Raw genomic sequence first — 26,097 nt, 5'->3', positions numbered from 1 at the left:
TACTGTTTGGCGTCGAGCCTTCGTCGGCGGCGCCGATCCTGCGCTGAGAGTGCCCATCCGGATGAAAGGGTGGCAGTGAACGCAGGCTCGACGGATAGAGTCCAAGCGTGACGGCAACCGAGACCACTGAAGAATTCAGCGAACGGATGGTTGCGGCCATCGACAGCGCCAGCCTGGCGATTCTGGTGAGCGTGGGACATCAGACCGGGCTGCTGGACACGATGGCTGGGCTGCCACCTTCCACCAGCGGCCGGATCGCCGAGGCCGCGGGGCTCAACGAGCGGTATGTCCGGGAGTGGTTGGGCGGCATGACCACCGGGCAGATCGTCGACTACGACGCCGATACCGCCACCTACTCGCTGCCTGACCACCGAGCGGCCGTGCTGACCCGCGCGGCCGGGCCGGACAATCTCGCCGTGGTGGCCCAGTTTCTCCCGTTGCTCGGCAATGTCGAACAGAAAATCATCGACTGTTTCCGAACGGGCGGCGGGCTGCACTACAGCGAATATCCCCGCTTCCACAAGCTGATGGCCGAGCAAAGCGGCGCGGTCTTCGACGCCTCGCTCGTCGACGTCGTGTTGCCGTTGGTCGACGGACTCCCGGGGCGCCTACGTAGCGGCGCGGACGTCGCCGATTTCGGCTGCGGCAGCGGCCATGCGATCAACGTGCTGGCGCGGGCGTTTCCGGCGAGCCGGTTTACCGGGATCGACTTCTCCGACGAGGCGATCGCTGCGGGCATTGCGGAGGCGAATCGCCTCGGCCTGACCAACGCCAGCTTCGAAAGTCACAATCTGGCTCAACTAGACAAGGCCGCGGCGTACGACGTCATCACCGTGTTCGACGCCATCCACGATCAAGCGCAACCGGCGCAGGTGCTGGCAAACATCTACCGCGCACTTCGGCCCGGTGGTGTCCTGCTGATGGCCGACATCAAGGCGTCGAGCCGACTCGAGGAAAACATCGGGGTCCCGATGAGCACCTACCTCTACACGACCTCGTTGATGCATTGCATGACGGTGTCGCTGGCGCTGGGCGGGGCCGGACTCGGTACGGCGTGGGGATGGCAGCTGGCCACCTCGATGCTCGCCGCTGCCGGGTTTGCCGACGTGCGGGTAGCAGAGATCGAGTCTGACCCGATCAACAACTACTACATCGCCACCAAATAGTGCCCGCTTCGAGCGCCTTAGCCGCGCTGGACCCCCTCGCCGATTGGCCGGTGGCCAATGCCGCCGCCGCGGTGGTCGGACCCGCCGGAGTGCTCGCCACCCATGGCGACACCGCGCGGGTGTTTGTCTTGGCGTCGGTGACCAAGCCCCTGGTGGCCCGCGCCGCGCAGATCGCCGTCGAGGAGGGGGTCGTCGACCTCGACACCCCGGCCGGCCCGCCCGGCTCCACGGTTCGCCACCTGCTGGCACATACCTCGGGTCTGGCGATGCACTCCAATCAGACGCTGGCTCGGCCCGGCACCCGACGGATGTATTCCAATTTTGGTTTTGCAGTGCTGGCCGAAAGCGTGCAGCGGGAGTCGGGAATCGAGTTCGGCCGGTATTTCGCCGAGGCGGTGTGCGAGCCACTGGGCATGGCAACAACCCAGCTCGATGGCGGTGCCGCAGCCGCCGGGTTCGGGGCCACCTCGACGATTGCCGACTTAGCGGCGTTTGCGGGTGACCTGCTGCGTCCGTCGACGGTCTCGGCGCAGATGCACGCCGAAGCCACCGCGGTGCAGTTTCCGGGTCTGGATGGTGTGTTGCCCGGCTACGGCGTCCAGCGGCCCAACGACTGGGGGCTGGGCTTTGAGATCAGGGATTCGAAGTCGCCGCACTGGACGGGCGCGCGCAACTCGGCGCGGACGTACGGCCATTTCGGCCAATCGGGCGGCTTTATCTGGGCAGATCCTGAGGCCGACCTGGCGCTGGTGGTGCTCACGGACCGCGATTTTGGAGACTGGGCGCTCGATCTTTGGCCGGCGCTCAGCGACCGCGTGCTGGCCGACTGATATTTGAGAAACTGCACACTAGCGCAACAGGGGCCTCACAAGGCACAATAGACACGCAAGACACACAAATATCAGCAAGCATCCTGCTTTGTCGGGTTCACCAGGTCGTTGGGGAAGACGTCCCTCGTGGAACCGAAGGAGCAACAGATGCGTGCGTCGAATCAATTCGCCGACGTGACGGCCGGTGTGGTGTACGTCCATGCCTCGCCCGCGGCGGTGTGTCCGCATGTCGAGTGGGCGTTGTCGTCGACCCTGCAGGCCAAGGCGAACCTGGTCTGGACGCCGCAGCCGGCCATGCCCGGCCAGTTGCGCGCGGTCACCAACTGGGTCGGACCGGTGGGCACCGGGGCGCGACTGGCCAACGCGTTGCGCTCCTGGTCGGTGCTGCGGTTCGAAGTCACCGAGGATCCCAGCCCCGGAGTCGACGGCCAGCGATTTAGCCACACCCCGCAACTCGGACTGTGGAGCGGTGCGATGAGCGCCAACGGCGACATCATGGTGGGGGAGATGCGGCTGCGGGCGATGATGGCGCAGGGCGCCGACACGTTGGCCGCCGAACTGGATTCGGTGCTGGGAACGGCGTGGGACGAGGCGCTCGAGGTGTACCGCGACGGCGGCGATGCCGGTGAAGTGACCTGGCTCAGCCGGGGCGTGGGCTAGTGGTGATCGCAAGCGCGGCAGTGGCGATCGCAAGCGCGGCAGTGGCGATCGCAAGCGCGGCAGTGGCGATCGCAAGCGCGGCGTAGCCGGGCGCAGCGGGTCGACACCACGGGACGCCGGGCGCAGCGGGTCGACACCACAGGACGTAGGGCGCAGCGGGGCACCACCATTGGCTAGTTAACCGGCACTGAGACCGGCTTTGCCGACACCGGCATATCGACGTTGCCCGTGCACGCGCCGCTCGCAATATCGGTATGGAAGACGCCGGTGAGGATTCCGTGATCGCCTGGCGTGTAGACCGTTATCGATTTCGCCGGGTCGTATTCGATGGTGCCGTCGGGTAGTAGGCAGTCCCAGTTCCAGCTCATCTCACGTATCCACTGAGACCCATTCCAGGTGAATTCGATTGTCCGCGGCATGGATTCATTCTTGCGCGGGGGAGGGTCATTCACTGTGGCGACACAGCTGCTCGCTGAGCAGCTCGAGCTGATGGAGACGCTGGTCCGGTGGGCATATTCTGGCTGACTGGCCGCCATGCTGGTGCCTGTCTTCGCGTTGGCGGACAGCGTCAGAATGTACTGCCCGTTTCACGACGCAACCTCACCGGCGAACGCTGCAGGAGCTAGCAAGCCTCCCAGCGACGCAGCCGCCAAGGCGACGAGCGCGGTCTTGCGAAGTCCGGACATTCATCCTCCCTCGCGAGCGCGTCTGCCAAGATGTCGCGTTCAGCGATCGGGTTGTTACACATTCGGCCTGCACCGGCCGCCCGCTAGCCCGACAACGTGGTGAAGAGAACCCGCGTGGTGCCGGAAAACCCCCGCGCGGGGTCGGTTGTTGTCGAATTGCGGCCTTGCGCCAATGCGAGGGGCGCTGTCTCGCCAGCGGCGGTATCAGACCAGCTGGCCGAGGCGGTTAACCGAGCATTAGCGAATCAAAGCCATGCTGGCACAAGCAAATTTGATGATTAGCGGTCAATGCACCCGGCCCGCACGGCGTAGCTGTGCTTGGTAATGGTGCGCGACGCGACGACACGGTGAACGACTTGCCTGCAGCCGCTTCAACCGTTAGCGCCAGGTACGCCGGAACTACCGGACAGCGACCCGCCGGCCCCGCCGGCCCCGTCGGCTCCATCAGACCCAGGGTTACTTCCGGACCCACCGGACCCACCGGACCCACCGTTACCACCATTGCCGATCAGCTTGGCGTCGCCGCCATTCCCTCCGGTGCCGCCGTCGCCGCTTGCGCCGGCGGATGCAACACCGCCCTTGCCGAAGCCGCCCTTGCCGCCAGCGCCGCCGGCCCCGGCATTCCCGCCGCTGCCGCCGTTGCCGTACAGCGACCCACCGGGAGCCCCCGCTCCGCCGTCGCCGCCGCGGCCGCCGGGCCCGCCGGGGCCGCCGCGGCCGTCGTCGTCACCACCGGGAGGGTTTGCGCCTCGGCCGCCTATGCCGCCGTCGCCGCCGGTGGCGGCGTGGCCCCCAGACCCGCCCGTGCCGGACAGCCATCCCGAATTGCCTCCGGCGCCGCCGTCACCGCCCTGGCCGCCGGCGCCGCCGAAACCGCCACGGCCGTTCCTGCCGAAGCCCTCGCCGCCTGCGCCGCCATCACCGCCGGTACCGGCGTTGCCGCCTGAACCGCCCGTGCCGGACAGCCATCCGGCATTGCCGCCGGCGCCGCCGTTGCCGCCAATCCCACCATCACCGCCGGTATTTACGCCGCTGTCGCCCCCCCCCCCCCCCCCCCCCCCCCCCCCCCCCCCCCACCCCCCCCCCCCCCCCCCCCCCCCCCCCCCCCCCCCCCCCCCCCCCCGCGCGCCCCCCCGCCCCCCCCCTCCCCCCCCTCCCCCCCCCCCCCCCCGGCCCCCCCGCCGCCGCCGCCCCCCCCCCGTTGGGCCCCCCCCCCGCCGGCCCCGCCGTTGCCATACAGCAGACCGCCCGCTCCGCCGGGCTGGCCCACGCCGTTGATAGTTCCCCCTGCGGCGCCGTCGCCAATCAGCGGGCGCCCCAGCAGCACGGTGGTGGGCGCGTTTATTACATTGAGAACGTTCTGCTGCAGCGTTTCCAGGGCGGAGGCATTGGCGGACTCGGCGCTAGCGTAGGCACCCGCGCCGCCGGTCAGGGCCTGAACGAACTGCCGATGAAACGTCGCCGCTTGGACGCTGAGCTGCTGATACTGGTGAGCGTGCGTCTCGAACAACTCCGCGATGGCGGCCGACACCTCGTCGCCGGCCGCGGGCAATAGCTCGGTCGTCGAGGCTGCCGCCGCCACGCTGGCTGCGCTGATCGTCGAATCAATGGTGCCCAGCCGTGTTGCCACCGCCATCACAAACTCCGGTGCCACGCTTACAAATGACATGTCGCGCCTCCAACAACCTGCTGTCCTGCTAACGATCCGGCCCGCGTCGTGCCGGCGCACCGTCACAGTGCACAACATTGCCAACGCAGCTTTGCGAATTGCACAGTCGTGCGTATAGCGCGTTGCTAGCAGGGACGCAGCACCTGCAGCGCGGCCGAGGCCGCGGAGATCTCGGCGAACAGCACGTCATGTTTGCTGGTGCCACCTGACCAGTGCGGCAGTGCGGTCGGTCTGCACCTATGTCAGCCATGCGGGCCGGCCGCGCCGGAGGTGCCGTACAGCGTGCCGCCGGACTCACCGGACCCGCCAGCCACCGGATCCATTGGTAACACCGGAGCCGCCGGCTCCTCCGGCCCCTGGCCACGCAGGCTTGGGTCCGCCGACTACCGGTTGGGTCGCAGAATCTGCAGCGCGGCCGGCACCGCGGAGATCTCGGCGGGTAGTAGGCAGGCGAAGTCGCCGTCCGCATAGACGTTGATACCGGGGCACTCGACGTGGATTGTCTTGGCCCGTGCCGTGCTCACCTCGTCCAGCTCGACATGTGAGCCTTTGAAAATGGTCGGGAACAGGCGGAGCAGCTTGGTACGGGAATCCGATTGGGCCATGGTGATGTCGAGCAGGCCGTCCGAGTGATCGGCGTTGGGGCAGATCAATAGCCCGCCGCCATAGCTGCGGGTATTGCCCAAGGCGACAAGCGTGAGATCGGAGTCGATCTCCGTGGTTCCGTCGAGCACCATCCGAAACGGCAACAGCCGCAGCTGCGACAGCTCGGCAAGCATCGCGATGTAGTAGCGCAGCCGACCATGCGGCCAGCTCATCCGGTTGGCGCGATCGGTCACCAGAGAATCGAATCCGGCTGCCGCGACGGTTCCGAACCACTTGTTCACGCCCTTGCCGTCGCGAATTCGGCCCAGGTCAATGGTTTCCGTCCACCCGTCGATGACGATGTCCGCGGCGGCCTCGGGATCCTTTGTGGGAATACCGAATTCACGGGCATGATCGTTACCGGTACCCGCCGGGATGATTCCCAGCGGGACGTCCGTGCCCGCCAACACCTGCAGGGCATTGGAAATCACGCCGTCGCCGCCTGTGACGACGACCGCGTCGGTGCCCTTCTCGAGCGCTGCGGCGACGAGATAGCGCGCGTCTTCCGGGTCCTCGCCGACGATTTCGACGACCTCCACACCGCGATGCTTCAACCGGGCGATCGCGTGCTGCGCCGCGCCTACCGCGGTGCCATGTCCCGAGAGGGGATTGGTCAGCGCGGTCACTTTAGCGATCTCACGCCGACGCAGTTGCCCGGTGATGGTGCTTTCTGCGGTCACGGAATCAGCTTGCCGGGATTGAGAATTCCGGCCGGGTCCAAGGTTGCCTTGACGGCACGCAACAGCTGCACGCCCAGATCGCCCACCTCGTCGCGCATCCAGGGCCGGTGGTCGGAACCGACCGCGTGGTGGTGGGTAATGGTGCCGCCGTTGGCCATGATCGCGTCGGAGGCGGCTTTCTTAGCGGCAAACCACTGTTCGATCGGATTGCCGCGTTGCCCGGCGACCACAGTGAAGTACAACGACGCGCCGGTGGGATAGACGTGCGAGACGTGACACATCACCAGCGCCGGTGTGCCCGATTCGGCCAGCGAGCTGGTAAGTGCTTCGGTCACAGCGGCTTTCAGCGTCGGAATGTTGGACCAGTCGGTGGCCGTCTCCAGGGTCTCGCAGAGCGCACCCGCGGCCAACAGCGAGTCACGCAGGTAGGGTGCGCTGAATCTGCCGTGCTCCCAGGTCTGGGCTGGGCCTTCGCCCAACGACTTGCCGCCGTGGGCTTCCAGCAGCGCGCGCGTCTCGGCGTGCCTGCTTTCGGTGTGCTCCTTGGTGCCCTCGAACAGGGTCAGCCCCAAACAGCCTCCGGTGGACTGATTTTCGCCGATCGTTTCGTGGGTCGCGAGGTTGACTCCGGTCTCGGCTTCGTCGGATAGTCGCACGACGGTGGGTCCGGTGCCGGTCTGGGTGATGGCGCGCAGAGCCGCGACCCCGGTGGCGAAGTCCGGGAACGACCATGCCTCATAGCGAGTCGTTTCGGGTACCCGATGCACCCGCAGCCGCACCTTGGTGATGACGCCGAGGGTGCCTTCCGAGCCGATCGCCACCTGGCGCAAGTCCGGTCCGGCCGCCGACGCCGCAACCCGACCGAGATCCCAGATGCCCACCGGGGTGATCATGCGTAGACCGAGAATCATGTCGTTGAACCGGCCGTAGCCTGCCGAGTCCTGGCCCGACGACCGGGTGGCCGCGAAACCACCAATCGTGGCGTACTCGAAGCTCTGCGGGAAGTGCCCGAGCGAGAAGCCGTGCTCGCTGAGAAGGCGTTCGGCCTCCGGGCCGGTGACACCGGCGCCCAATTCGGCGATGCCGGACACCTCGTCGAGGGAGTGCAGTTGGTTGAAGCGCCGCAAATCCAGTGAGACCACAGCGCTGAACTGACCGCGTGTGGGATCGAGCCCACCGGTGACGTTGGTGCCACCCCCGAAAGGCACGATGGCAATGCCGTGTTCGGAGCAGTAGCGCAGGATCGCGGCGACGGTGTCCTCGCCGCTGGGGCCGCCGGGCAGCAACACCGCATCGGGAGCATCCTGGACGCCTCGGTCCTTCCGCCGCAGCATGTCGGGCGTGGACTTGCCGCCGGCGTGTAGCAGCCGATCGCGGTCGGCAGTACGGACATACTCCGCGCCGACGATCTCGGCCAGTGCATCGTGATCCGCCTGCGACAAAGCCGACGGGCGCAACCGAACCTGGTCGGGTTCGAGTTCGACCTCATCCGAATCGTCCAGGCCCACAACCTGTTTCAGTAAAGATCGGATGCCATCGGAAAGCGGTTTGGCGGCGGCGGGATCTCCCCACGCGTTCCATTTCATCGGCGGAAGGAGTTCCTCGAGATGCGTCATGCGTTACAGTATTACACATGGTGTCAATCAGTAATGAGCCTGCGGACATCGGGAACCGGATACTGCGTGCCGCGGAGACCTGCGTGATCGATTTCGGTGTGGACCGGGTGACCCTCGCCGAGATTGCACGCCGTGCGGGTGTGAGCCGGCCGACCGTGTATCGCCGCTGGCCGGATACTCAGTCGATTGTGGCGGATCTGCTGACCCTCCACGCCCCTCGGACGTTGCGCGCGGTGCCACGGCACGGCGAGGGCCGGGGGGCGCTGGGCGAACGGATCGCCACGGTGGCCACCAGCCTGCTGGACGACGAAGTGGTCGTATCGATCCTGCGCTCGGAGATGGTGATGGTCTATATCACCGAACGCCTCGGCCGCAGCCAGCGGATTCTGATCGAGACGGTTGCCAACTGGCTGTCAGAAGCGCAGCGCGAAGGCAGTGTCCGCCCCGGCGACCCATGGCAGCTGGCCGCGATGGTGCTGCTGATCACCCAGTCGGCGATTCAGTCCGCACAAATCATCCGGCCGATCCTCGATCGCGATGCACTGACCACCGAACTCGCCTACGCACTGAACGGATACTTGTCCTGATGACCAACTCGACCGCTCTCAATGCTGCGCGCCGGACCGCCGACCTCGCGGCTCTCGCCGACGGCGAACCACTCGACGTCATCGTCATCGGCGGCGGCATCACCGGCGTTGGCATCGCCCTGGACGCCGCGTCCCGCGGCCTTCGGGTGGCCCTGGTGGAAAAGCACGATCTGGCGTTTGGCACCAGCCGCTGGAGTTCGAAGCTGGTGCACGGCGGTCTGCGGTATCTCGCGACCGGCAATGTGGGCATCGCCCGGCGCAGCGCCATCGAACGCGGAATCCTGATGACGCGCAACGCTCCTCATCTTGTTCATGCGATGCCGCAGCTGGTTCCGTTGTTGCCGTCAATGAATTTCGCTAAGCGCACGCTGGTTCGCGCCGGGCTTCTGGCCGGCGACGCGCTGCGGATGCTGGCGGGTACACCGTCCTCGACGCTGCCCCGGTCGCGAACGATCTCCACACAGCGCGTCGTGGAGATGACGCCGACCGTACGGCGTGAGGGACTTCGGGGTGGGTTGCTGGCCTACGACGGGCAGTTGATCGATGACGCCCGATTGGTCACCGCGGTAGCGCGCACCGCGGCGCAACACGGCGCGCGGATCCTCACCCACGTGGCGGCGTCCAAGGCCACCGGAACGTCGGTCCGACTAACCGACCAGCGCACCGGGCAATCGTTCGATGTTTCCGCGCGCGCCGTCATCAACGCGGCGGGAGTGTGGGGCGGCGAAATCGACCCCTCGCTGAAGTTGCGGCCCAGCCGCGGAACGCATCTCGTCTTCGACGCCAGTGCGTTCGCCAATCCGACTGCAGCGCTGACCATTCCGATTCCGGGTGAGGTCAACCGATTTGTGTTCGCCATGCCCGAGCAGCTCGGTCGGGTGTACCTTGGGTTGACTGACGAAGACGCTCCCGGCCCGATTCCCGATGTGCCAGAGCCGTCTTCGGCGGAGATCACGTTCCTTCTCGACACGGTGAACACAGCGTTGGGGACCGCGCTGCAGACTTCGGATGTAATCGGTGCCTACGCCGGGTTGCGGCCGTTGATCGATACCGGTGAAGGCCGCACCGCCGATGTGTCGCGTGACCACGCCGTTTTTGAGTCGGCATCCGGCGTGATCAGCGTGGTCGGTGGCAAGCTGACCGAATATCGTTACATGGCAGAGGATGTCCTCAATCGTGCGATCAGCCTGCGGCAATTGCACGCCGCTGATTGCCGGACCCGCAACCTGCCTCTGATTGGGGCACCAGCCAACCCCGGGCCCGCCGCGGGGCCGAGTGGCGGATTGCCGGAGTCACTGGTCGCCCGTTACGGGGCCGAGGCCCCAAACGTCATCAGAACCGCTACCTGCGAACGGCCTACCGAGCCGGTCGCCGACGGAATCGATGTCACCCGGGCGGAGTTCGAATACGCCGTCAGCCACGAGGGCGCGCTCGATGTCGACGACATTCTCGATCGGCGGACCAGGATTGGCTTGGTGCCGCGCGACCGCGCGAGAGTGGTTGCCGTAGCAGAGGAGTTCCTCGCGGCCGCCCGCTGAGCAGACGCAGAGTCGTACTCCACGAGGCGTTTTCGTGCGATTCTGTGTCTGCTCGGCGGGGTTAGCTTGCCATGCGGGGACGGCTTAGGTGGGTGGCGATTCGCTGCACAAGGCGGTACGGTTCGTGCCGCACGTCGTCGACAACGATCGGGACGATCGTCCAGCCGAGCTCTTGGATCATGCCCCAGCGTGCTTTATCTCGCAGCATTTCATTGCGGCCCGCGTGCCATTCGACGCTTTCGTATTCTGCCGCCAAACGTGCGTCCGGCCATGCGAAGTCGACTCGCCATAGTTCGCCGTCGCGGCCGTATATCGAATACTGGAGCTCCGGAAGCGGCAGCCCATGGTCGATCATGACGAGCCTAGCCTCGCTTTCCATTGCGGACTCCGCACGCGCATCGACAAGGGGCAATAATTCTCGCACTGCGACAATGCCCCGGCGCCCCCGCTGTTCAACAATGGCGGCTTCAATCTCGTTGCGTGTGCACTGAGTCGAACGCAGTGCGGCGTCGAGAGTTGCCAGTGCTCGCGGACGGCGCAATTGCCTCGCGACCTCCACAGCCGTCCAGGCCGGTGCGGTAGCCAGACGACCTGCTACCCGTTGCAGCGGAGCGCCGGTGCGTTGGTGAACCATTAGGCCGACTGTGGGACGCATTCGGACGCCGGGATCTAGCACGTGAATGGTATTCGTGTTCTCCACGTCAAACCCGTACAACTTCGCTGCTGTGCCCATGCAAACTACGGCATGCCGTCTCATGAAGAGGTCGAGGGCGGCCAAGCGGCCCGACAGGTTTGGGTCTTGAGCCGCGTAGACGCCATACCAGACGCGAACGAGGCCACCGTTTTTGACCTGCACGTCGAGCTGTTGACGGGTCATGACTTTCAGCAGCTGCGCGGTGGTGGCGAACCCGCCGGACTTCTCGAGGAGTGCTGTCGCATCTGGGTGCACCGCGAAAGCATGCGAAAGCTACCTCGCCTTGGCCAGTCACCGTGTGGATAACGCTCGCTGAGCAGACGCAGAATCGCACGCGGAAGGCCTTCCGCGTGCGATTCTGCGTCTGCTCGCGCTATTAAAGCGGGATGTTCTTGTGGCGGCCGCGGCGCGCTGGCGCTTGCGCCAGCGCTTCGGTGAGCTTGCTGCGGGTATGCGCGGGATCGATTTTCTCGTCGACCACACCGATGTCGATGGCGCTATCCACGCCTCCGGCAATCCGCTCGTGCTCGGCGGCCAACTGGTCATGCAGCGCCTCGCGTTCGTGGTCCGGTGCGGCGGCGAGCTTGCGCTTGTGCAGGATGCCGACGGCCGCCTTGGCGCCCATCACCGCAACCTCGGCGTCCGGCCAGGCGAACCCCTTGGTCGCGTTCAACGAACGGGAGTTCATCGCAATGTAGGCCCCGCCGTAGGTCTTTCGGGTGACCAGGGTGACGCGCGGAACGGTGCATTCACCGAAGGCGTGCAGCAGTTTGGCGCCGCGGCGCACGACGCCGCCCCACTCCTGGTCGACACCCGGCAGGTAGCCGGGCACATCGACAACCACCACCAGCGGGATCCCGAACGCATCGCAAAGCCGCACGAAACGCGCTGCCTTCTCGGCACTTTCGGAGTTCAGGCAGCCCCCGAGCCGCAGCGGGTTGTTCGCCAGAACGCCAACCGTGCGGCCGGACAGCCGGCCCAGCCCGACCACCATGGACGGTGCCCAATTCGCCTGGAATTCGTCGAAAGGTGTGTCCTCGTCCAGGATCGCGGTCACGATCGGACGCACGTCATAAGCCCGCCGAGCGGACTCGGGCAGTAGCGCGTGGATGTCGGTGTCACCGGCCTCGGCCTTGCTGCGGTCGAAATGCCCTTGCTGGCAGAACAATCCGACCAACCGCCGGCCGCGCTCGTATGCGTCGAGTTCATCGTCTGCGACGATGTGGCACACCCCGGACTTCTTGTGGTGGGTCTCCGGTCCGCCGAGCGACGCCATGTCCACGTCCTCGCCGGTGACGCTGCGCACCACGTCGGGCCCGGTGACGAACACCCGGCTTTCCGGCGCCATCACGACGACGTCGGTCAGCGCGGGTCCGTACGCGGCCCCGCCGGCGGCGAAGCCGACGACCACCGAGATCTGCGGAACGTAGCCGGATGCGCGGATCATGGCCTCGAACACCGTGCCGACCGCGTGCAACGCCCGCACACCCTCGGCCAGCCGAGCACCACCGGAGTGCCAGATGCCCACGATCGGGCTCTGCTCCTCGATTGCGGTGTCGTAGGCGTTGACGATGTGAGCGCAGCCTTCGGTGCCCATGGCTCCGCCCATCACGGTGCCGTCCGTGCAGAACGCGATGGTGCGCACACCGTTGACGGTGCCCGCCGCGGCAAGCACACCCGAGCGGTCACGCTCGTGCAGCAGTTCGACGCTGCCGTCGTCGAAGAAATTGCTCAGACGCAGCAGTGGATCGCGGGGGTCAAGCGACTCGCCAACCGCCTCGGGGGCCATGATTGTCATCGCAGGTCCCCTGTTCCGAGTGATGCTCTGGGTAGCAGCGCGGGGTCAGTCCCGCCCGAGGGCGAGTGCCACGTTGTGCCCGCCGAATCCGAACGAGTTGTTGATGGCGTACTTGTAGTCGCCCGGCCGCGGCTTACCCGCCACCACGTCCAAGTCGATCTCTGGATCGAGGTTTTCCAGGTTAAGTGTCGGCGGAACGACCTGATCCCGCAACGCGAGCACCGTCAGGATCGACTCCACCGCACCGACCGCGCCAACCGAGTGGCCGAGGGCAGATTTCGGTGCGTACACCGCCGGCCTGTTGCTGCCCAGCGCGTTGTTGATGGCTCTGCCCTCGGCAACGTCGCCCACCGAGGTCCCGGTGGCGTGCGCATTCACGTGGTCGATATCGCCCGGCGTCAGGCCGGCGAGCTGAATTGACCGGGTCATCGCGTGCCCGGCCCGTTCGCCGTTGGGGTCCGGCGCCACCATGTGGTACCCGTCCGAGGTGATGCTGGCGCCCATCAGACGGGCCAAGATGTTGGCGCCGCGAGCCTTTGCATGCTCCTCGGTCTCGATCACCATCAGCGCGCCGGCTTCGCCGAACACGAAGCCGGTGCGGTCTCGGTCGAACGGGCGACAAGCACCGGCAGGGTCATCGTTCTTGGTGGACATCACGATGCGCATCTGCGCGAACGCCGCGATCGGGACGGCTTCGATCTTGGTCTCGACGCCGCCGCAGATCGCGACGTCGGCCTCACCGAAAACGATATTCCGCCAGGCCTGAGCGATGCCCTCGGAGCCGGACGCACACGCCGACACGGGCGTGATAACCCCCGCCCTGGCATGCCGTTCGAGACCCACCGCCGCGGCGGCGCCGTTGGGCATGTACTTCTGCACGCCCAGCGGGGAGACCGCCTTCATCCCACGGGCCCGCATGTCGTCGTAGCTGAACACCATTTCTTCCGACGAGCCCAACCCGGTGCCGATGGACACCATCAAGCGGTTGGGGTCGACCTCCGGGGAGCCGGCGTTTTCCCACACCCGACGACTCAGAATGGTGGACATCCGCTGCAAGTAACCCATCCGACGCAGCTCGACGCGGGTCAGCTGGCTGTCGAACTCCTCCAGCAGGTGACCGCCGATGCGAACCGGCAGGTCGAACTCCTCGACAAATGGGTCGTCGAGCGTACGGATCCCACTTTGGCTGTCGAGCAACAACTTCCACGTGGTCTCGGCGTCAGTTGCCAGTGCGGTCGTCATGGCGATGCCGGTGACAACTACATTCGGGAGCGTTTTCCCGGTAACCAGCTCCGTCATTTGTCTTGCGAACGTCCCTTCCGTATCTGTCCGGCTCCCCCTCGGGCCGTTTGCGGCCCGCGTCATCGCCGGACGCCGTGCTCAGTAACGCCCGAAGGCGAGCGCCACATTGTGGCCGCCGAACCCGAACGAGTTGTTGATCGCGTAACGGAAATCGCCGTAGCGAGGTTCGCCCGCGACAACATCAAGGTTGATCTCGGGATCAGGGGTTTGGTAATTCAGGGTCGGGGGGATGACGCCGTCCCGCAACGTCAGCACCGTGAGTAGGGATTCGAGCGCACCGACAGCGCCGATGGAATGGCCCAGCGCCGACTTCGGCGCATACACCGCAGCGTGCTCGCAGCCAGCAACCCGGAGGGCGTTGGCCTCCGCGGCATCGCCGATCGGCGTCGCCGTTCCGTGCGCATTGACGTGGTCGATGTCTTTGGGGGACAAGCCCGCCAACTCCATTGCCCGTGTCATCGCCCGACCCGCACGGACCCCGTCCGCCGCGGGCGCCACCATGTGGAAGGCGTCTGAGGTGACACCTGCACCCATCAACCGTGCCAGCGGCTTGGCGCCGCGGGCTTTGGCGTGCTCTTCGGTCTCGATGAGCATGAGCGCCCCGGCCTCGCCGAACACGAAACCGTCACGGTCCTTGTCGAACGGGCGCGATGCCCCTTCGGGGTCGTCGTTCCGGGTCGACATGGCCCGCATCATGGAGAACGCCGCGATGGGCAGCGCCTCGATCGGGCCCTCGACACCGCCGCAGACGGCGACGTCGGCGTCACCCATGACGATCTGCCGCCACGCGTGCGCAATCGCCTCCGAGCCCGACGAACAGGCCGACACCGGGGTAATCACTCCGGCACGGGCCCCGAGCTGGAGGCCCACCACGGCCGCGGCACCGTTGGGCATGATCATCTGAACCGCGAGCGGGGACACCTTGCGGGGGCCGCCCTCGTTCATGAGGTCGTAGCTCTCAACGATCCTCTCGGCGCCGCCAAGGCCGGTACCGACCACGACGGTGAACCGGTCCGGATCGACCTCGGGGGTGCCGGCACTCTCCCAGAGCTGACCGCTCAACAACTTGGCCATCCGCTGGACGTAGGACATGCGTCGCATGTCCAGCCGGCCCATGTGGTTATCGACCGGCTCCTTCAGGTGGCCACCGATCTTGACGGGCAGGTCCCACTTGGTGACGAACTCGTCCTCAAGCACGTGGATGCCGCTCTCGCCGGCCAACAGCCCCTTCCACGTGCTCTCGATGTCCGGCGAGATCGACGTCGTCGCTGTGACGGCGGTTACCACAACGCTGGGGTACCCGCCATTAGCAGTGGAAGGCTTGGTCACTTGCTCTCTGCTTCCAGCCTCGCCTTGACGTTGGCAACAGCCTCGGGGTTCTCCGACTCCAGCTTGGCGCGCAGCGCCTCGGCGGCCTCGGGGTTCTCTTCCTCGAGCTTCTGGATGTAGGCGACGACGTCACCGACGGTACGCAGACCGGCAAGGTCCTCGTCGGGGATCTTGACGCCGTACTTGTCCTCGGTCTGCACAGCGATCTCAACCATTGACAGCGAGTCGATGTCCAGGTCGTCGACGAACGACTTCTCCGGGGTGACCTCGGACGGCTCGATACCGGTGACCTCTTCGATGATTTCGGCAATACCGGCGATGATTTCTTCCTGAGATACGGCCACAGCTAGCTTCCCTTCATAATGTGTTGTGTATCAATCGAACTGACGTACTTTTGTGGTTCTGGCCTTTTGGCCGAGCCGGCGGTTACAGGCTTGCCAACTCGTCCAGATCTGCGGGTGACTTGACGGCGCGCGTCGGAACCCCCCGAAGTTCGCGTTTGGCGATGCCGGTGAGGGTGCCCGCGGGGGGGAACTCCACGATCGCCGTGACATTGTTCTCGCTGTGCTCACGGATGTATGCGGTGCACAGGTCCCAGCGCACTGGCTGGGTGAGCTGAGAGACCAGGGTCTCCATCGCCGCCGCGGCAGACTCCACCGGCTTGCCGTCGTGGTTGGACAGCAGCGTGGCGGTGGGCTCGGCGGTCACGATGCGGGCCGCCGCCGCGGCATAGCCTTCAAGCGCCGGTGCCATGAACTGGGTATGGAACGCCCCGGCGACACCCAGCGCACGCACCCGGGCCTTGGCCGGCGGGTCTTCGCCGAGCTTCTCCAAAGCGGTCAGCCGGCCAGCGGCGACGATCTGCCCGGCGGCGTTGCGGTTGGCGGGGACCAGGTCGAGCTGCTCGAGTCGAGTCAGCACGTCGGCCTCGTCGCCGCCGAGCACCGCCGACATGCCGGTCGGCTCGGCAGCGCACGCCTTGGCCATTTCGGCGCCGCGGGTGGCGGCCAGCGCGACGGCGTCGTCGGCGCCCATCACGCCGGCGATGGCGTAGGCCGCGATTTCGCCCACGGAGTGGCCAGCGACGATGAGGTCTTGATCAGCGAGCAGACCACGCCGGGTCAGCTCATCGTGAGCCAGCAGGGTCGCGGCAACGATCAGTGGTTGGGCGACGGCGGTGTCGGTGATCTCCTCGGTCGAGGCGGTGGTGCCCAGACGGGCGAAATCGAGGCCAGTGGCCTTCGACCACGACGCGATCCGGTCTGCTGCGCCTGGCAGTTCCAGCCACGGCGCCAGCATTCCCTCGCTCTGGGAACCCTGTCCGGGTGCAAGCAACGCAATCACGTGTCTAAGAGAACACTGTGAAGACGGTTTTGCGGGGTGTAACAGATTATGAACCTCGTCTTAGGTTTTTGTATACACCCTACAAAACAGGCCCGTAAGCTCCGCGTTTGAGATCAGCCCGCACCCTGTCATCTAAATCACTCTCCCCCCGACGGAGCTACCGTACCCCCTCTGAGCGGCAGCGGAAGGGGTGAGACCGCATTGTTCCCGACGCTGGAATGATGCGTCGGGTAGTTCAGTTGGCCGACCGTCGCCGCCACTCGCAGGACATACGCGTCACGCGGTTGGGTGGGATCGCGCCCGGTGAAGTCGGTGATCCGCTTGAGTCGGTATCGGACGGTGTTTGGATGAACGAACAACTTCCTGGCACAAGCCTCAATTGCGCCGCCACAATCTAAGTAAACGTCCAGCGTCTCGATGAGAGTCGGTCCAGCGTCGGCCAAGGGGCGCATCACATCTGTATGCAGCGCGACGATCGCCGATGCATCTCCCATCAGGGCACGTTCTGGCAAGAGTTCTCGCGCCAGTACGGGGCGTGGTGCGCCGCGCCAGCCGCCGACTGCGTTCATCGCGGAAATTGCCTCGCTAGCGCTGTGGTAGGCCGCCGTCAGCATGGGTGCCGTTGGCCCGATCACCACCGGTCCGTCGGAAAAGGCGTCCAGCAGGTCCTTCAGGAACTTCTCGGTGGGCGACAAGTGGCCCGACACGATTGCCACCAGCCAGGTGCCGTGCACGTCGGTGAGGGCCGCTCGGCCGTGGCGGACGGCGATATCGCGGACGTCCTGGCTGGCCCGGGCGCTGCCGTGCGGGCTGTTGGGGCCGTCGCGTCCGGGTGCCGGGGTGCCCACCACCACCGTTGCCGGTGCGGTCGTGTCCCAGTTCAACGCGGCCGCGCGGGACAACAGCTCGGGACCGGTGTCGCCGCGTACCACCGCGTCGACGACGCTGGCCTCCATCCGGCTGTCCCAGGTGCCTCGCGCTTCGGCCGCATCGGCATAGGCCGACGCCGCGGTGAATGCCAGGTCGCGGCTGTATTTCAAGATCCCCACCGTCAGCGCGGTCAACTGCTCTTCGGAGCGGGCCAGCAGCGGCACTACTTCTTCGAAGAACTCCATGGTGACCCGCACCATGTCCACGGTGTGGCGCAGCGCGATGCGTCGGGTCAGATCCTGTGGCACCAGCTCGAACGCCTGCGCGGTGTAGCTCACGTTGCTGTGCGGGTCGTGCATCCACTCGACGAAATTCACCACCGCCGTCTGAACCACCAGCGCGACACTGGCCCGCTGGGAGGCCTCCAGGTCGGCGAAGAACGGCAATCGATCCTGCATGGCCGAGACCGCCTCGGTGGCCAGCCGGCCCGAGTATTGCTTCAACCGCCGAAGCAGTGACTCGGGCACGGTCTCCAGTAGTTCCAGGGGCGACCTGGGCCTAGCGGCAAAAGGGCCCGCAAACTGGTTGTCGTTCACCCCTAAAAGCTACGCCCAAATTCTGGAAGATCCCGCCAAAGGACGGGCGTGGTGGTCCGCTTCGACCGCGCAGCCAGCGTCACGCTGTCGTGACGCTCGACGTCGAACGCCACGCTGTCGTGACGTTCGACGTCGAACGCCACGCGGCTGTGGCGCGCAACGTGGTTAGGCCACACCTGGATCAGAGGTTTGCTCGGGCGCGGCCCGCACGTCGTCGATCCGATACTGACGGGCGGCCGCGACCGCCACCGACGGGTCGATCTCGCCGTCGCGGGCCAGCGCCTCCAGCACTGCTACCACCACCGATTCGGCGTCGGTGTTGAAGTAGCGACGAGCGGCGGGCCGGGTGTCGGAAAAGCCGAAGCCGTCGGTGCCCAGCGTGCAGTAGGTGCCGGGGACCCAGGGGCGGATCTGTTCGGGGACCGCCCGCATCCAGTCCGATACGGCGACCACCGGGCCGCTGGTCTTCTCCAGCGCCTTCGTCACGTACGGGACGCCCGCCGGCTGGTCGGGGTGGCGCAGGCGTTGCGTTTCGATGGCCACCCCGTCGCGGTTGAGTTCACCCCAACTGGTCACCGACCACACGTCCGCGGTGACATCCCATTCGGCGGCCAGCATCTCGGATGCCTTCAGCGCGGCGGGCATCGACACCCCGGAGGCCAGGATCTGAGCCGCGCTGGCGCGTTGTTCTCGCACCGCGTGGTAGCGGTAGATACCCCGCAGCAGTCCCTCGGGATCGAAGTTCGCCGGCTCTGGTGGCTGCACGTATGGCTCGTTGTAGATGGTGATGTAGAAGAAGACGTTCTCCGGGTTCTTCCCGAACATGCGGTCGAGACCACTTTCGATGATGTAAGCGATTTCGAAGGCGAACGCCGGGTCGTAAGAGACGACCGCCGGATTGGTACTGGCCAGCAGCAGCGAGTGGCCGTCGGCGTGTTGTAGGCCCTCACCGGTCAGCGTGGTGCGCCCGGCGGTGGCCCCGAGCACGAACCCGCGGGACATCTGGTCGGCCGCGGCCCAAAACCCGTCGCCGGTGCGCTGGAACCCGAACATCGAATAGAAGATGTAGATCGGGATCATCGGCTCGTCATGTGTCGCATACGAGGTGCCGGCTGCGGTGAATGAGCCCACCGAGCCGGCTTCGCTGATGCCCTCGTGCAGGATCTGGCCGACTTCGCTTTCTTTGTAGGCCAGCATCAGTTCGGCGTCGACGGCGGTGTACAGCTGGCCGTTGCGGTTGTAGATCTTGAGCGACGGAAACCAGGAGTCCATCCCGAAGGTACGGGCCTCGTCGGGAATGATGGGAACAATTCGCGGACCAATTTCTTTGTCCCGCAACACTTCTTTGAAGGTGCGTACCGTCGCCATGGTGGTGGCGACCTCCTGTTGTCCCGAGCCCTTCTTCAGCGCTTTGTATATGTCGCGGCTTGGCAAGGTCAGCGCCTTGGCCTTGGTCCGGCGTTCGGGGACGAAGCCGCCTAGGGTGCGGCGTCGGTCGAGCAGGTAACGGATCTCCGGGGCGTCCGGGCCTGGGTGGTAGTACGGCGGCAGGTAGGGGTCTTCCTCGAGCTGAGCATCGCTGATCGGAATGCGCATGGCGTCCCGGAAATACTTAAGGTCTTCCAGCGCGAGCTTTTTCATCTGATGAGTGGCATTGCGGCCCTGGAAGTGGGCCCCCAGCGAATAGCCTTTGATGGTCTTGGCCAGGATGACTGTCGGCTGTCCCTTGTGGTCGACGGCGGCGCGGTAGGCGGCATAGACCTTGCGGTAGTCGTGGCCGCCGCGCTTGAGATTCCAGATCTCGGAGTCGCTCATGTGCTCCACCAGCGCCTTGGTGCGTGGGTCGCGCCCAAAGAAGTGGTCGCGCACGTAGGCGCCGTCGTTGGCCTTGTAGGTCTGGTAATCACCATCGGGGGTGCTGTTCATCAGGTTCACCAGCGCGCCGTCGCGGTCGGCGTGCAGCAGGGCATCCCATTCGCGGCCCCACACCACCTTGATGACGTTCCAGCCGGCCCCGCGGAAGAACGACTCCAGCTCCTGGATGATCTTGCCGTTGCCGCGCACCGGGCCGTCGAGGCGCTGCAGGTTGCAGTTGATCACGAAGGTCAGGTTGTCCAGGCCTTCCAGTGCGCCCACATGGGCCAGGCCGCGGCTCTCGGGCTCGTCCATCTCGCCGTCGCCCAAGAAGCACCACACGTGCTGGTCGGAGGTGTCCTTGATGCCGCGGTCATGCAGGTAGTGGTTGAACCGGGCCTGGTAGATGGCGTTGAGCGGGCCCAGGCCCATCGACACCGTCGGGAATTCCCAGAAGTCCGGCATGAGCCGCGGGTGTGGATAGGACGGTAACCCACCACCGGCGTGACTGTGCTCTTGGCGGAACCCGTCAAGCCGATCGGCGGTCAACCGGCCCTCGAGGAAGGCGCGCGCGTATATCCCGGGGGACGCGTGGCCCTGGATGAACACCTGATCCCCGCCGCCGGGGTGCGATTTGCCCCGGAAGAAGTGGTTGAAACCGACCTCGTAGAGCGCCGCGGACGATGCATAGGTGGAGATATGGCCCCCGACGCCCACGCCTGGTCGTTGCGCGCGGTGCACCATGATGGCCGCGTTCCATCTGATCCAGGTCCGGTACCGGCGTTCGACGTCCTCATCGCCGGGGAACCACGGCTCCAGCTCGGTCGGGATGGTGTTGACGTAGTCGGTCGACGTCAATGCGGGTATGGCCACCCGCTGCTCGCCGGCGCGTTCGAGCAGTCGCAACATCAGGTAGCGCGCCCGCGCCGGCCCCGAGCGCTCGAGGAGCTCGTCGAACGACTCCAGCCATTCCGACGTCTCCTCGGGATCGATGTCGGGCAGGTAAGACGCCACACCTTCGCGGATCACCCGAACACGGTCGTGTTCGCTTGCGCTGCTTGTGGTTTTGGCCAAATCGTGGCGGGCGAACTCGGTGGTCAACGCACTACTCCTGTTGTTGGCGGCGTGGTCCCTACCCCTATCGTGCCGCACCGCTGTGCCAGGCGGGTAGCCGCCGGGTGCCGAATCCAACCCGGTACAGGTGGGACAGTTGAGACCGGAACCCGGTAACGTCATGAGCCGTGCTCATCGGATGGCGTGCCGTCCCCAGACGAGGCGCTCTGGCGCTCGGGTGTGTTGCGATAGTGCTGATGGGCGTGATCAACCTGGCGGGATGTACCAGCGTCACCGAAGGTACGGCGACACCGGACACCAACGTCGCCGGGGCCTACCGGTCTTCGGTGTCCGCGTCGATATCGGCGTCATCCGCGACGTCGAGTGTCCGGGAGTCCCAGCGGCAACAATCATTGACGACCAAGGCGATTCACACCTCCTGCGACGCGCTTGCGACCACGAGTAAGGACGCGATCGACAAGGTGAACGCCTTCGTCGCGGCATTTAACGCCGGCCGCAACACGGGTCCGACGGAAGGCCCGGCCATTGCGGCGCTCAACAACAGCGCCACGGCGGTTTCCGGCAGTTTCAGTGACGCGCTGTCGGCGGAGATGCGCGATGCGGTCAATGCTTATATGGATGCGGCGCGCGCGGTGGCCAACGCCATCGGCACGCACGCGGCGACGGGGGAGTTCAACAGGCGAGTCGATCAGCTCAACGACACGAAGACCAAGGCGCTGAAACTGTGCATGGCGTCCTACTAGGTAGTGGTATGTGCGCGGACGCGACTGTGCGACGATAGGGCCCATCGCACGGAGTGCGGATGGTTAGAGGAGGTTCCACGGTGGTCGCGGCGGATCACGCCCCGAGCTACGCCCGCAAGCTGGGCATCCAACGAGACCAACTTGTCCAGGAATGGGGCTGGGACGAAGACACCGACGACGACATCCGCGCTGCGGTCGAGGAAGCGTGCGGCGGTGAGTTGCTCGATGAGGACAGCGACGAGGTTATTGACGTCGTTCTGCTGTGGTGGCGCGACGGCGACGGGGACCTGGTGGACACCCTGATGGACGCGATCAGCCCGCTCGCCGAGGACGGCGTGATCTGGGTGTTGACGCCCAAGACGGGCCGGCCCGGTCACGTGCTTCCCGCCGAGATCGCCGAGGCGGCGCCCACCGCGGGTCTGATGCCGACGTCGTCGGTCAATCTGGGTGACTGGAGCGCCAGCCGATTGGTCCAGCCGAAGTCGCGGGCCGGAAAGCGCTGATGCTGGACGTCGGAGTCACTGCCCCGGACTTCACGCTGCGCGACCAGAATCATCAGCCCGTAACGCTCAGTGGCTATCGGGGCGCCAAGAATGTGCTGTTGGTGTTTTTCCCGCTGGCATTCACCGGGATCTGCCAGGGTGAGCTGGACCAGTTGCGCGACCACCTGCCCGAGTTTGAGAACGACGACAGTGCGGTGCTGGCCATCTCGGTGGGCCCGCCGCCGACGCACAAGATCTGGGCGACCCAGAGTGGGTTCCTGTTTCCGGTGTTGTCGGACTTTTGGCCGCACGGAGCGGTCAGCGAGTCCTACGGCGTCTTCAACGACAAGGCCGGCTACTCCAACCGCGGCACGTTTGTCGTCGATCGGTCTGGGATCATTCGGTTCGCCGAGATGAAGCAGCCCGGTGAAGCCCGCGATCGGCGGGTGTGGAGCGATGCGTTGGCGGCCTTAAAGGTATGAGCGTTTTGGGTGCTCGGCGTCTAGGCGTGTAGCCTGCGGCGGGGCCGTGTGGTTTCAAGGGCGCGTAGCTCAGTGGTAGAGCTCTGGTTTTACACACCAGCGGTCGGCGGTTCGATACCGTCCGCGCCCACTTTTGTCGGCGACGAGCCGATATGGCAGTGTCGTGGGCGTGGGTGACCTACCTGGCTTTCAGAGCGACAGCGCGGCGCGACGGACGACACCGCCGGTGCGGTCAACCGCAGCGGACCAGCAGCCGGCGACCAAGGCGGACTTGTATGCCGCCGTGGACGCGATGCGTGCCGATATGCGTGAACTGCTAGAGCAGATCAGCGCGTTGATCAAGGACGCGAACAAGCAATAGCGTCATGAGGCCGTTTCGCATCGATGTTCCCGACGAGGTTCTCGACGACTTGCGAACACGATTGGCGCACACCCGATGGCCGGAAGCCGAATGTGTGGACGACTGGAGCCAGGGCATCCCGCTGGCTTACACCCGCGACTTGGCCGCGTATTGGGCCAACGACTATGACTGGCGCTCGCGCGAGGCCGCACTCAACCGCTTCGACCAGTTCATCACCGAAATCGACGGGTTAGACATTCATTTCGTTCATCAGCGGTCCCCGCACGAGGACGCCTTTCCGCTGGTGATCACCCACGGCTGGCCGGGCTCGATCGTGGAGTTTCACAAGGTGATCGAGCCGCTCAGCAATCCCACGGCCCACGGTGGACGTGCCGAAGATGCTTTTCACGTCGTCTGCCCGTCTCTTCCCGGCTACGGCTTCTCCGGGAAGCCGAGCCGCACGGGGTGGGGCGTCGGGAAAATCGCGCAGGCATGGGAGACGCTCATGCTGGGCCTGGGCTACCAGCGCTACGGCGCCCAGGGTGGCGACTGGGGGGCGGCGGTGACCACCCAGATGGGCCGCAACGGCGGCCCCGGCGGCAACCACTGCGCAGCCATCCATCTGAACATGCCGATCGGCCGGCCTACGGCCGAGACAATGGCCAATCCGAGCGAAGCAGAACAACGGGCACTGGCCGCGCTGGCCGAACACCGCAAGTGGGGGACCGGCTATTCCAAGCAGCAGTCCACGCGCCCGCAAACGGTGGGATACGGCCTCGTCGATTCGCCCGCGGGCCAGCTGGCCTGGATAGTCGAAAAGTTCTGGGCGTGGATGGACTGCGACGGGCATCCCGAGAACGTGCTCGGCCGCGATGAGCTGCTCGACAACGTGATGATGTATTGGGTGACCGGCACCGCCGCTTCCTCGGCCAGGTTGTACTGGGAGAGCTTCAAGGTTTGGGGGCAAATGGACCGCGTCGAGTTGCCGACGGGTGTCGCGGCGTTTCCCGGGGAACTCCTGAAGGCCCCGCGGAGCTGGTGCGAGCCCGTCTACAACATCACCCACTGGACGGACATGCCGCGCGGCGGGCACTTTGCCGCGTTTGAGCAGCCGGAGCTGTTTGTCGAGGACCTGCGCGCGTTCTTCGCCACGGTGCGCTGAGGCGCCTCGCCGACTGTGAATTTGCCGACGGGACACGCCGTTTCGGCGTCGTCGTTTTCACAGTCGGCGCTTTAGACGATCCGCCAGCCGCGGCGGGCGCGAAACCGCATGTCCCACAGGTAGAGCCGGTAGGTGAAGATCCACGCCCGGTGCGGAATCAGTCGGTCGGCCAGCCGCAGCACGGCCAGCAACCACTCGAACCGGCGCTGCTGGGCTTGCGTCCAGTCCAGCTGCATCATCGCCCGAAACTCCGGCGCCAAAAACCCCGTCGTCGCGAACAGATTGAACGGTCCGGCAAGTGCCCTGAGCGGCCACGGAAGAAAAGCCACCGAGGCCACACCGCGAAGATGCTCTCGGACTGGTGGGTCGATGCGCAGGTCGTCGAGCGAGCGCTTCCAGTACTCGTCGAACGCGACCCGGTCCGGCGGCCACATGCGCTCCGGCACCTGCAGCGTGGTCCCCAGCCGCTTGGCGTCGCGATAGACGAGGTCGGCGCTGACGTCATCGAGCGGTCCATGCAGGAACTCGTGTTGGTCCACGAAGTACCGGTACAGGCACGCGGCAACCCACAGCTGCAACTTGGGATCGAATGCGTTGTAGGACACCGGGCTCGACGGCGTCGACCGGACCTGCCGGTGCGCGACATCGACGGCGCCGCGAATTAGGGCTCGATCCGATTCGGAACCGATGGTGGCAACCGCCAGATAGGTGCCCGTGGTGCGGGCCCGCTTGAACGGATGCTTGTAGACATTGCCGCTGTCCACCGGGCTTTCCAGCACGCCATACCCGACGCCCGGCAGTGACAGCTGCATGATCACGTTCGCGGCCGGCAACAGCAACGCCGCCGGGTTCAACAGGTCGGCGATCCGACTCGCGGGCCGCTTCATCGCGGATATCCTCCCATGGGTTCGAGTAGACCACGTATGAGACGCTGCCGTGATGTTTGCCTCGACACGGCAGGCCCGGGTCGCCGGCGCGCTGGCCGGCTACGTGCTCGATCTCGCGCTGGCCGATCCGAAACGCGGTCACCCGGTCGCATTGTTTGGCCACGCGGCCGCGAAGTTGGAGCGGGTCACCTATCGCGACTCCAGGCTCGCCGGGGCACTGCATGTGTGTCTGCTGGTCGGTTCCGTGGGCCTGCTGGGTGCGGCTCTGCAGCGCTGGGGCCGGTCCTGGTCGGTGGCGGCCACTGCGGCCGCCACCTGGGTATCACTGGGCGGTACCTCATTGGCGCGCACTGGCCGGCAGATGTCGGATTTGCTGGACCGTGGCGACGTCGAGGCCGCCCGACGGCTGTTGCCATCGCTGTGCGGGCGCGATCCGGCCTGGCTGGATGAGCAGGGGCTGACGCGTGCGGCCCTGGAATCGGTGGCGGAGAACACCTCCGATGCCCAAGTGGCGCCGCTGCTGTGGGCGGCGGCCGGCGGCGTGCCGGCGGTGCTGGGATATCGCGCCGTCAATACCTTGGATTCGATGGTCGGATACCGCTCGCCGCGCTATGTCCGATTCGGTTGGGCTGCAGCGCGATTGGATGACTTGGCCAACTATCTCGGCGCACGGGTCACGGCGACGCTGGTGGTGATCTGCGCACTGGGGGTGGGCGGCTCACCGTTGGGTGCGGTGCGCGCTTGGCGTCGTGACGCCGCGCGACATCCCAGCCCGAACGCTGGGATCGTCGAGGCGGCATTTGCCGGTGCGCTGGGCGTGCGACTTGGTGGACCGACCCAGTATCACGATGAGCTGCAGATCCGGCCCAGACTCGGTGACGGCCGGCAGCCCACGGTGGCCGATCTACGTCGTGCGGTGGCGCTGTCGCGAGGGGTGCAGGCGGCGGCCGCCGTGGTGGTCGCGTTTGAGTGTGTGCTCAGGGCTTCGAGCGTGCGTGCAGGCCGGGCGTGGCGCGGTTTTTTCGCCGTCAGCGCACACCCAAAGCCGTGAGCGCACACTCAT

General features: G+C 66.0%; 23 protein-coding genes, 1 tRNA gene and 2 pseudogenes. 13 read left to right on the top strand and 13 right to left on the bottom strand.

Annotated features, from left to right (window positions below):
* Positions 1–146 precede the first annotated feature (146 nt).
* The 3 genes from MSIMFI_RS18165 (at position 147) to MSIMFI_RS18155 (ending at position 2,656) form a co-directional block, all read left to right on the top strand.
* Positions 147–1,166: a class I SAM-dependent methyltransferase gene (locus tag MSIMFI_RS18165; RefSeq protein ID WP_191498598.1), complete on the top strand. Its 1,020-nt coding sequence runs from the start codon at positions 147–149 to the stop codon at positions 1,164–1,166.
* Positions 1,166–1,996: a serine hydrolase domain-containing protein gene (locus MSIMFI_RS18160; protein WP_396820360.1), complete on the top strand. Its 831-nt coding sequence runs from the start codon at positions 1,166–1,168 to the stop codon at positions 1,994–1,996. Before MSIMFI_RS18165 ends, MSIMFI_RS18160 begins: the two co-directional genes overlap by 1 nt.
* Before the next feature lie 147 nt (positions 1,997–2,143).
* A complete protein-coding gene (locus tag MSIMFI_RS18155; protein ID WP_191498499.1) occupies positions 2,144–2,656 on the top strand; it encodes a DUF3145 domain-containing protein in 513 nt (170 codons plus the stop codon).
* Between the two features lie 173 nt (positions 2,657–2,829).
* On the opposite strand, the pseudogene MSIMFI_RS18150 reads toward MSIMFI_RS18155, so the two are convergent.
* Positions 2,830–3,342 (bottom strand): annotated as a pseudogene (locus MSIMFI_RS18150) (Rv2253 family sensor-like surface protein).
* A 356-nt stretch (positions 3,343–3,698) separates the two neighbouring features.
* Here MSIMFI_RS18150 and MSIMFI_RS18145 point away from each other — a divergent pair.
* Positions 3,699–4,289 carry a hypothetical protein gene (locus MSIMFI_RS18145; protein ID WP_191498498.1) on the top strand — a complete coding sequence of 197 codons (591 nt, stop codon included), beginning with the start codon at positions 3,699–3,701 and terminating at the stop codon, positions 4,287–4,289.
* Here MSIMFI_RS18145 and MSIMFI_RS18140 read toward each other — a convergent pair.
* From MSIMFI_RS18140 to MSIMFI_RS18130, 3 genes and pseudogenes are all read right to left on the bottom strand, one after another.
* A pseudogene (locus MSIMFI_RS18140) lies at positions 4,224–4,978 on the bottom strand (PE family protein); the annotation flags it as partial. The gene MSIMFI_RS18145 and the pseudogene MSIMFI_RS18140 overlap by 66 nt on opposite strands.
* Before the next feature lie 416 nt (positions 4,979–5,394).
* On the bottom strand, positions 5,395–6,318 hold the full coding sequence (locus tag MSIMFI_RS18135; protein WP_191498596.1) for a diacylglycerol kinase: 924 nt from the start codon (positions 6,316–6,318) through the stop codon (positions 5,395–5,397).
* A gap of 14 nt (positions 6,319–6,332) precedes the next feature.
* Positions 6,333–7,922 (bottom strand): FAD-binding oxidoreductase, encoded by a 1,590-nt coding sequence (locus MSIMFI_RS18130; RefSeq protein ID WP_191498595.1) that lies wholly within the window; start codon positions 7,920–7,922, stop codon positions 6,333–6,335.
* A 47-nt stretch (positions 7,923–7,969) separates the two neighbouring features.
* Between MSIMFI_RS18130 and MSIMFI_RS18125 the strand changes: the two genes are divergently transcribed.
* Both MSIMFI_RS18125 and MSIMFI_RS18120 read left to right on the top strand, forming a co-directional pair.
* Positions 7,970–8,539 (top strand): TetR/AcrR family transcriptional regulator, encoded by a 570-nt coding sequence (locus tag MSIMFI_RS18125; RefSeq protein ID WP_191498496.1) that lies wholly within the window; start codon positions 7,970–7,972, stop codon positions 8,537–8,539.
* Positions 8,539–10,077: a glycerol-3-phosphate dehydrogenase/oxidase gene (locus tag MSIMFI_RS18120; RefSeq protein WP_191498495.1), complete on the top strand. Its 1,539-nt coding sequence runs from the start codon at positions 8,539–8,541 to the stop codon at positions 10,075–10,077. Before MSIMFI_RS18125 ends, MSIMFI_RS18120 begins: the two co-directional genes overlap by 1 nt.
* 61 nt (positions 10,078–10,138) lie before the next feature.
* Here the strand turns inward: MSIMFI_RS18120 and MSIMFI_RS18115 are convergent, their stop codons facing one another.
* From MSIMFI_RS18115 to aceE, 8 genes are all read right to left on the bottom strand, one after another.
* Positions 10,139–11,026 carry a hypothetical protein gene (locus tag MSIMFI_RS18115; protein ID WP_191498494.1) on the bottom strand — a complete coding sequence of 296 codons (888 nt, stop codon included), beginning with the start codon at positions 11,024–11,026 and terminating at the stop codon, positions 10,139–10,141.
* 121 nt (positions 11,027–11,147) lie between these two features.
* Complete coding sequence (locus MSIMFI_RS18110; protein WP_191498493.1) at positions 11,148–12,569, bottom strand: acyl-CoA carboxylase subunit beta; 1,422 nt, start codon at positions 12,567–12,569, stop codon at positions 11,148–11,150.
* 45 nt (positions 12,570–12,614) lie between these two features.
* On the bottom strand, positions 12,615–13,868 hold the full coding sequence (gene kasB / locus MSIMFI_RS18105; protein ID WP_191498492.1) for a 3-oxoacyl-ACP synthase KasB: 1,254 nt from the start codon (positions 13,866–13,868) through the stop codon (positions 12,615–12,617).
* Positions 13,869–13,949: 81 nt separating this feature from the next.
* Positions 13,950–15,200, bottom strand: a complete 1,251-nt coding sequence (gene kasA, locus MSIMFI_RS18100; RefSeq protein WP_186243683.1) for a 3-oxoacyl-ACP synthase KasA — start codon at positions 15,198–15,200, stop codon at positions 13,950–13,952.
* Positions 15,197–15,544, bottom strand: a complete 348-nt coding sequence (gene acpM, locus MSIMFI_RS18095; RefSeq protein ID WP_023365075.1) for a meromycolate extension acyl carrier protein AcpM — start codon at positions 15,542–15,544, stop codon at positions 15,197–15,199. The genes kasA and acpM overlap by 4 nt, the downstream gene beginning before the upstream one ends.
* A gap of 82 nt (positions 15,545–15,626) precedes the next feature.
* Positions 15,627–16,544 (bottom strand): ACP S-malonyltransferase, encoded by a 918-nt coding sequence (locus MSIMFI_RS18090; protein WP_191498491.1) that lies wholly within the window; start codon positions 16,542–16,544, stop codon positions 15,627–15,629.
* Positions 16,545–16,681: 137 nt separating this feature from the next.
* Entirely contained in the window at positions 16,682–18,010 is a 1,329-nt protein-coding gene (locus tag MSIMFI_RS18085; protein ID WP_191498490.1) for a PucR family transcriptional regulator, read from the bottom strand.
* A gap of 165 nt (positions 18,011–18,175) precedes the next feature.
* The gene (gene aceE / locus MSIMFI_RS18080) at positions 18,176–20,965 is read right to left on the bottom strand and encodes a pyruvate dehydrogenase (acetyl-transferring), homodimeric type (RefSeq protein ID WP_191498489.1); all 2,790 of its coding nucleotides are present in this window, start codon (positions 20,963–20,965) and stop codon (positions 18,176–18,178) included.
* Between the two features lie 140 nt (positions 20,966–21,105).
* Between aceE and MSIMFI_RS18075 the strand changes: the two genes are divergently transcribed.
* The 6 genes from MSIMFI_RS18075 to MSIMFI_RS18050 all read left to right on the top strand — a co-directional run bounded on the left by MSIMFI_RS18075 (position 21,106) and on the right by MSIMFI_RS18050 (position 24,147).
* Entirely contained in the window at positions 21,106–21,681 is a 576-nt protein-coding gene (locus MSIMFI_RS18075) for a hypothetical protein (protein ID WP_191498488.1), read from the top strand.
* Between the two features lie 80 nt (positions 21,682–21,761).
* On the top strand, positions 21,762–22,184 hold the full coding sequence (locus MSIMFI_RS18070) for a DUF3052 domain-containing protein (RefSeq protein ID WP_186245843.1): 423 nt from the start codon (positions 21,762–21,764) through the stop codon (positions 22,182–22,184).
* The gene (locus MSIMFI_RS18065; RefSeq protein ID WP_191498487.1) at positions 22,184–22,645 is read left to right on the top strand and encodes a peroxiredoxin; all 462 of its coding nucleotides are present in this window, start codon (positions 22,184–22,186) and stop codon (positions 22,643–22,645) included. The genes MSIMFI_RS18070 and MSIMFI_RS18065 overlap by 1 nt, the downstream gene beginning before the upstream one ends.
* A gap of 58 nt (positions 22,646–22,703) precedes the next feature.
* Positions 22,704–22,775 (top strand) — tRNA-Val (locus MSIMFI_RS18060).
* Between the two features lie 39 nt (positions 22,776–22,814).
* Entirely contained in the window at positions 22,815–23,006 is a 192-nt protein-coding gene (locus tag MSIMFI_RS18055) for a hypothetical protein (RefSeq protein ID WP_224770305.1), read from the top strand.
* Positions 23,007–23,010: 4 nt separating this feature from the next.
* Positions 23,011–24,147 carry an epoxide hydrolase family protein gene (locus tag MSIMFI_RS18050; RefSeq protein ID WP_191498485.1) on the top strand — a complete coding sequence of 379 codons (1,137 nt, stop codon included), beginning with the start codon at positions 23,011–23,013 and terminating at the stop codon, positions 24,145–24,147.
* A 71-nt stretch (positions 24,148–24,218) separates the two neighbouring features.
* On the opposite strand, the gene MSIMFI_RS18045 is transcribed toward MSIMFI_RS18050, so the two are convergent.
* Positions 24,219–25,034 carry an oxygenase MpaB family protein gene (locus MSIMFI_RS18045; protein ID WP_191498484.1) on the bottom strand — a complete coding sequence of 272 codons (816 nt, stop codon included), beginning with the start codon at positions 25,032–25,034 and terminating at the stop codon, positions 24,219–24,221.
* A gap of 52 nt (positions 25,035–25,086) precedes the next feature.
* Here MSIMFI_RS18045 and MSIMFI_RS18040 point away from each other — a divergent pair, with 52 nt between their 5' ends.
* Complete coding sequence (locus MSIMFI_RS18040) at positions 25,087–26,085, top strand: cobalamin biosynthesis protein (RefSeq protein ID WP_191498483.1); 999 nt, start codon at positions 25,087–25,089, stop codon at positions 26,083–26,085.
* Positions 26,086–26,097: the final 12 nt, after the last annotated feature.

The organism is Mycobacterium simulans (assembly GCF_900232995.1).
Taxonomy (GTDB): domain Bacteria; phylum Actinomycetota; class Actinomycetes; order Mycobacteriales; family Mycobacteriaceae; genus Mycobacterium; species Mycobacterium simulans.
This window is presented reverse-complemented; position numbering and strand designations above follow the sequence as displayed.

Coding starts and splice junctions, on each gene's coding strand:
- MSIMFI_RS18165 (WP_191498598.1), top strand. CDS start 147: ATGGTTGCGGCCATCGACAGCGCCAGCCTGGCGATTCTGGTGAGCGTG.
- MSIMFI_RS18155 (WP_191498499.1), top strand. CDS start 2,144: ATGCGTGCGTCGAATCAATTCGCCGACGTGACGGCCGGTGTGGTGTAC.
- MSIMFI_RS18130 (WP_191498595.1), bottom strand. CDS start 7,922: ATGAAATGGAACGCGTGGGGAGATCCCGCCGCCGCCAAACCGCTTTCC.
- MSIMFI_RS18125 (WP_191498496.1), top strand. CDS start 7,970: ATGGTGTCAATCAGTAATGAGCCTGCGGACATCGGGAACCGGATACTG.
- MSIMFI_RS18120 (WP_191498495.1), top strand. CDS start 8,539: ATGACCAACTCGACCGCTCTCAATGCTGCGCGCCGGACCGCCGACCTC.
- MSIMFI_RS18110 (WP_191498493.1), bottom strand. CDS start 12,569: ATGACAATCATGGCCCCCGAGGCGGTTGGCGAGTCGCTTGACCCCCGC.
- kasB (WP_191498492.1), bottom strand. CDS start 13,868: ATGACGGAGCTGGTTACCGGGAAAACGCTCCCGAATGTAGTTGTCACC.
- MSIMFI_RS18065 (WP_191498487.1), top strand. CDS start 22,184: ATGCTGGACGTCGGAGTCACTGCCCCGGACTTCACGCTGCGCGACCAG.
- MSIMFI_RS18050 (WP_191498485.1), top strand. CDS start 23,011: ATGAGGCCGTTTCGCATCGATGTTCCCGACGAGGTTCTCGACGACTTG.
- MSIMFI_RS18045 (WP_191498484.1), bottom strand. CDS start 25,034: ATGAAGCGGCCCGCGAGTCGGATCGCCGACCTGTTGAACCCGGCGGCG.
- MSIMFI_RS18040 (WP_191498483.1), top strand. CDS start 25,087: ATGTTTGCCTCGACACGGCAGGCCCGGGTCGCCGGCGCGCTGGCCGGC.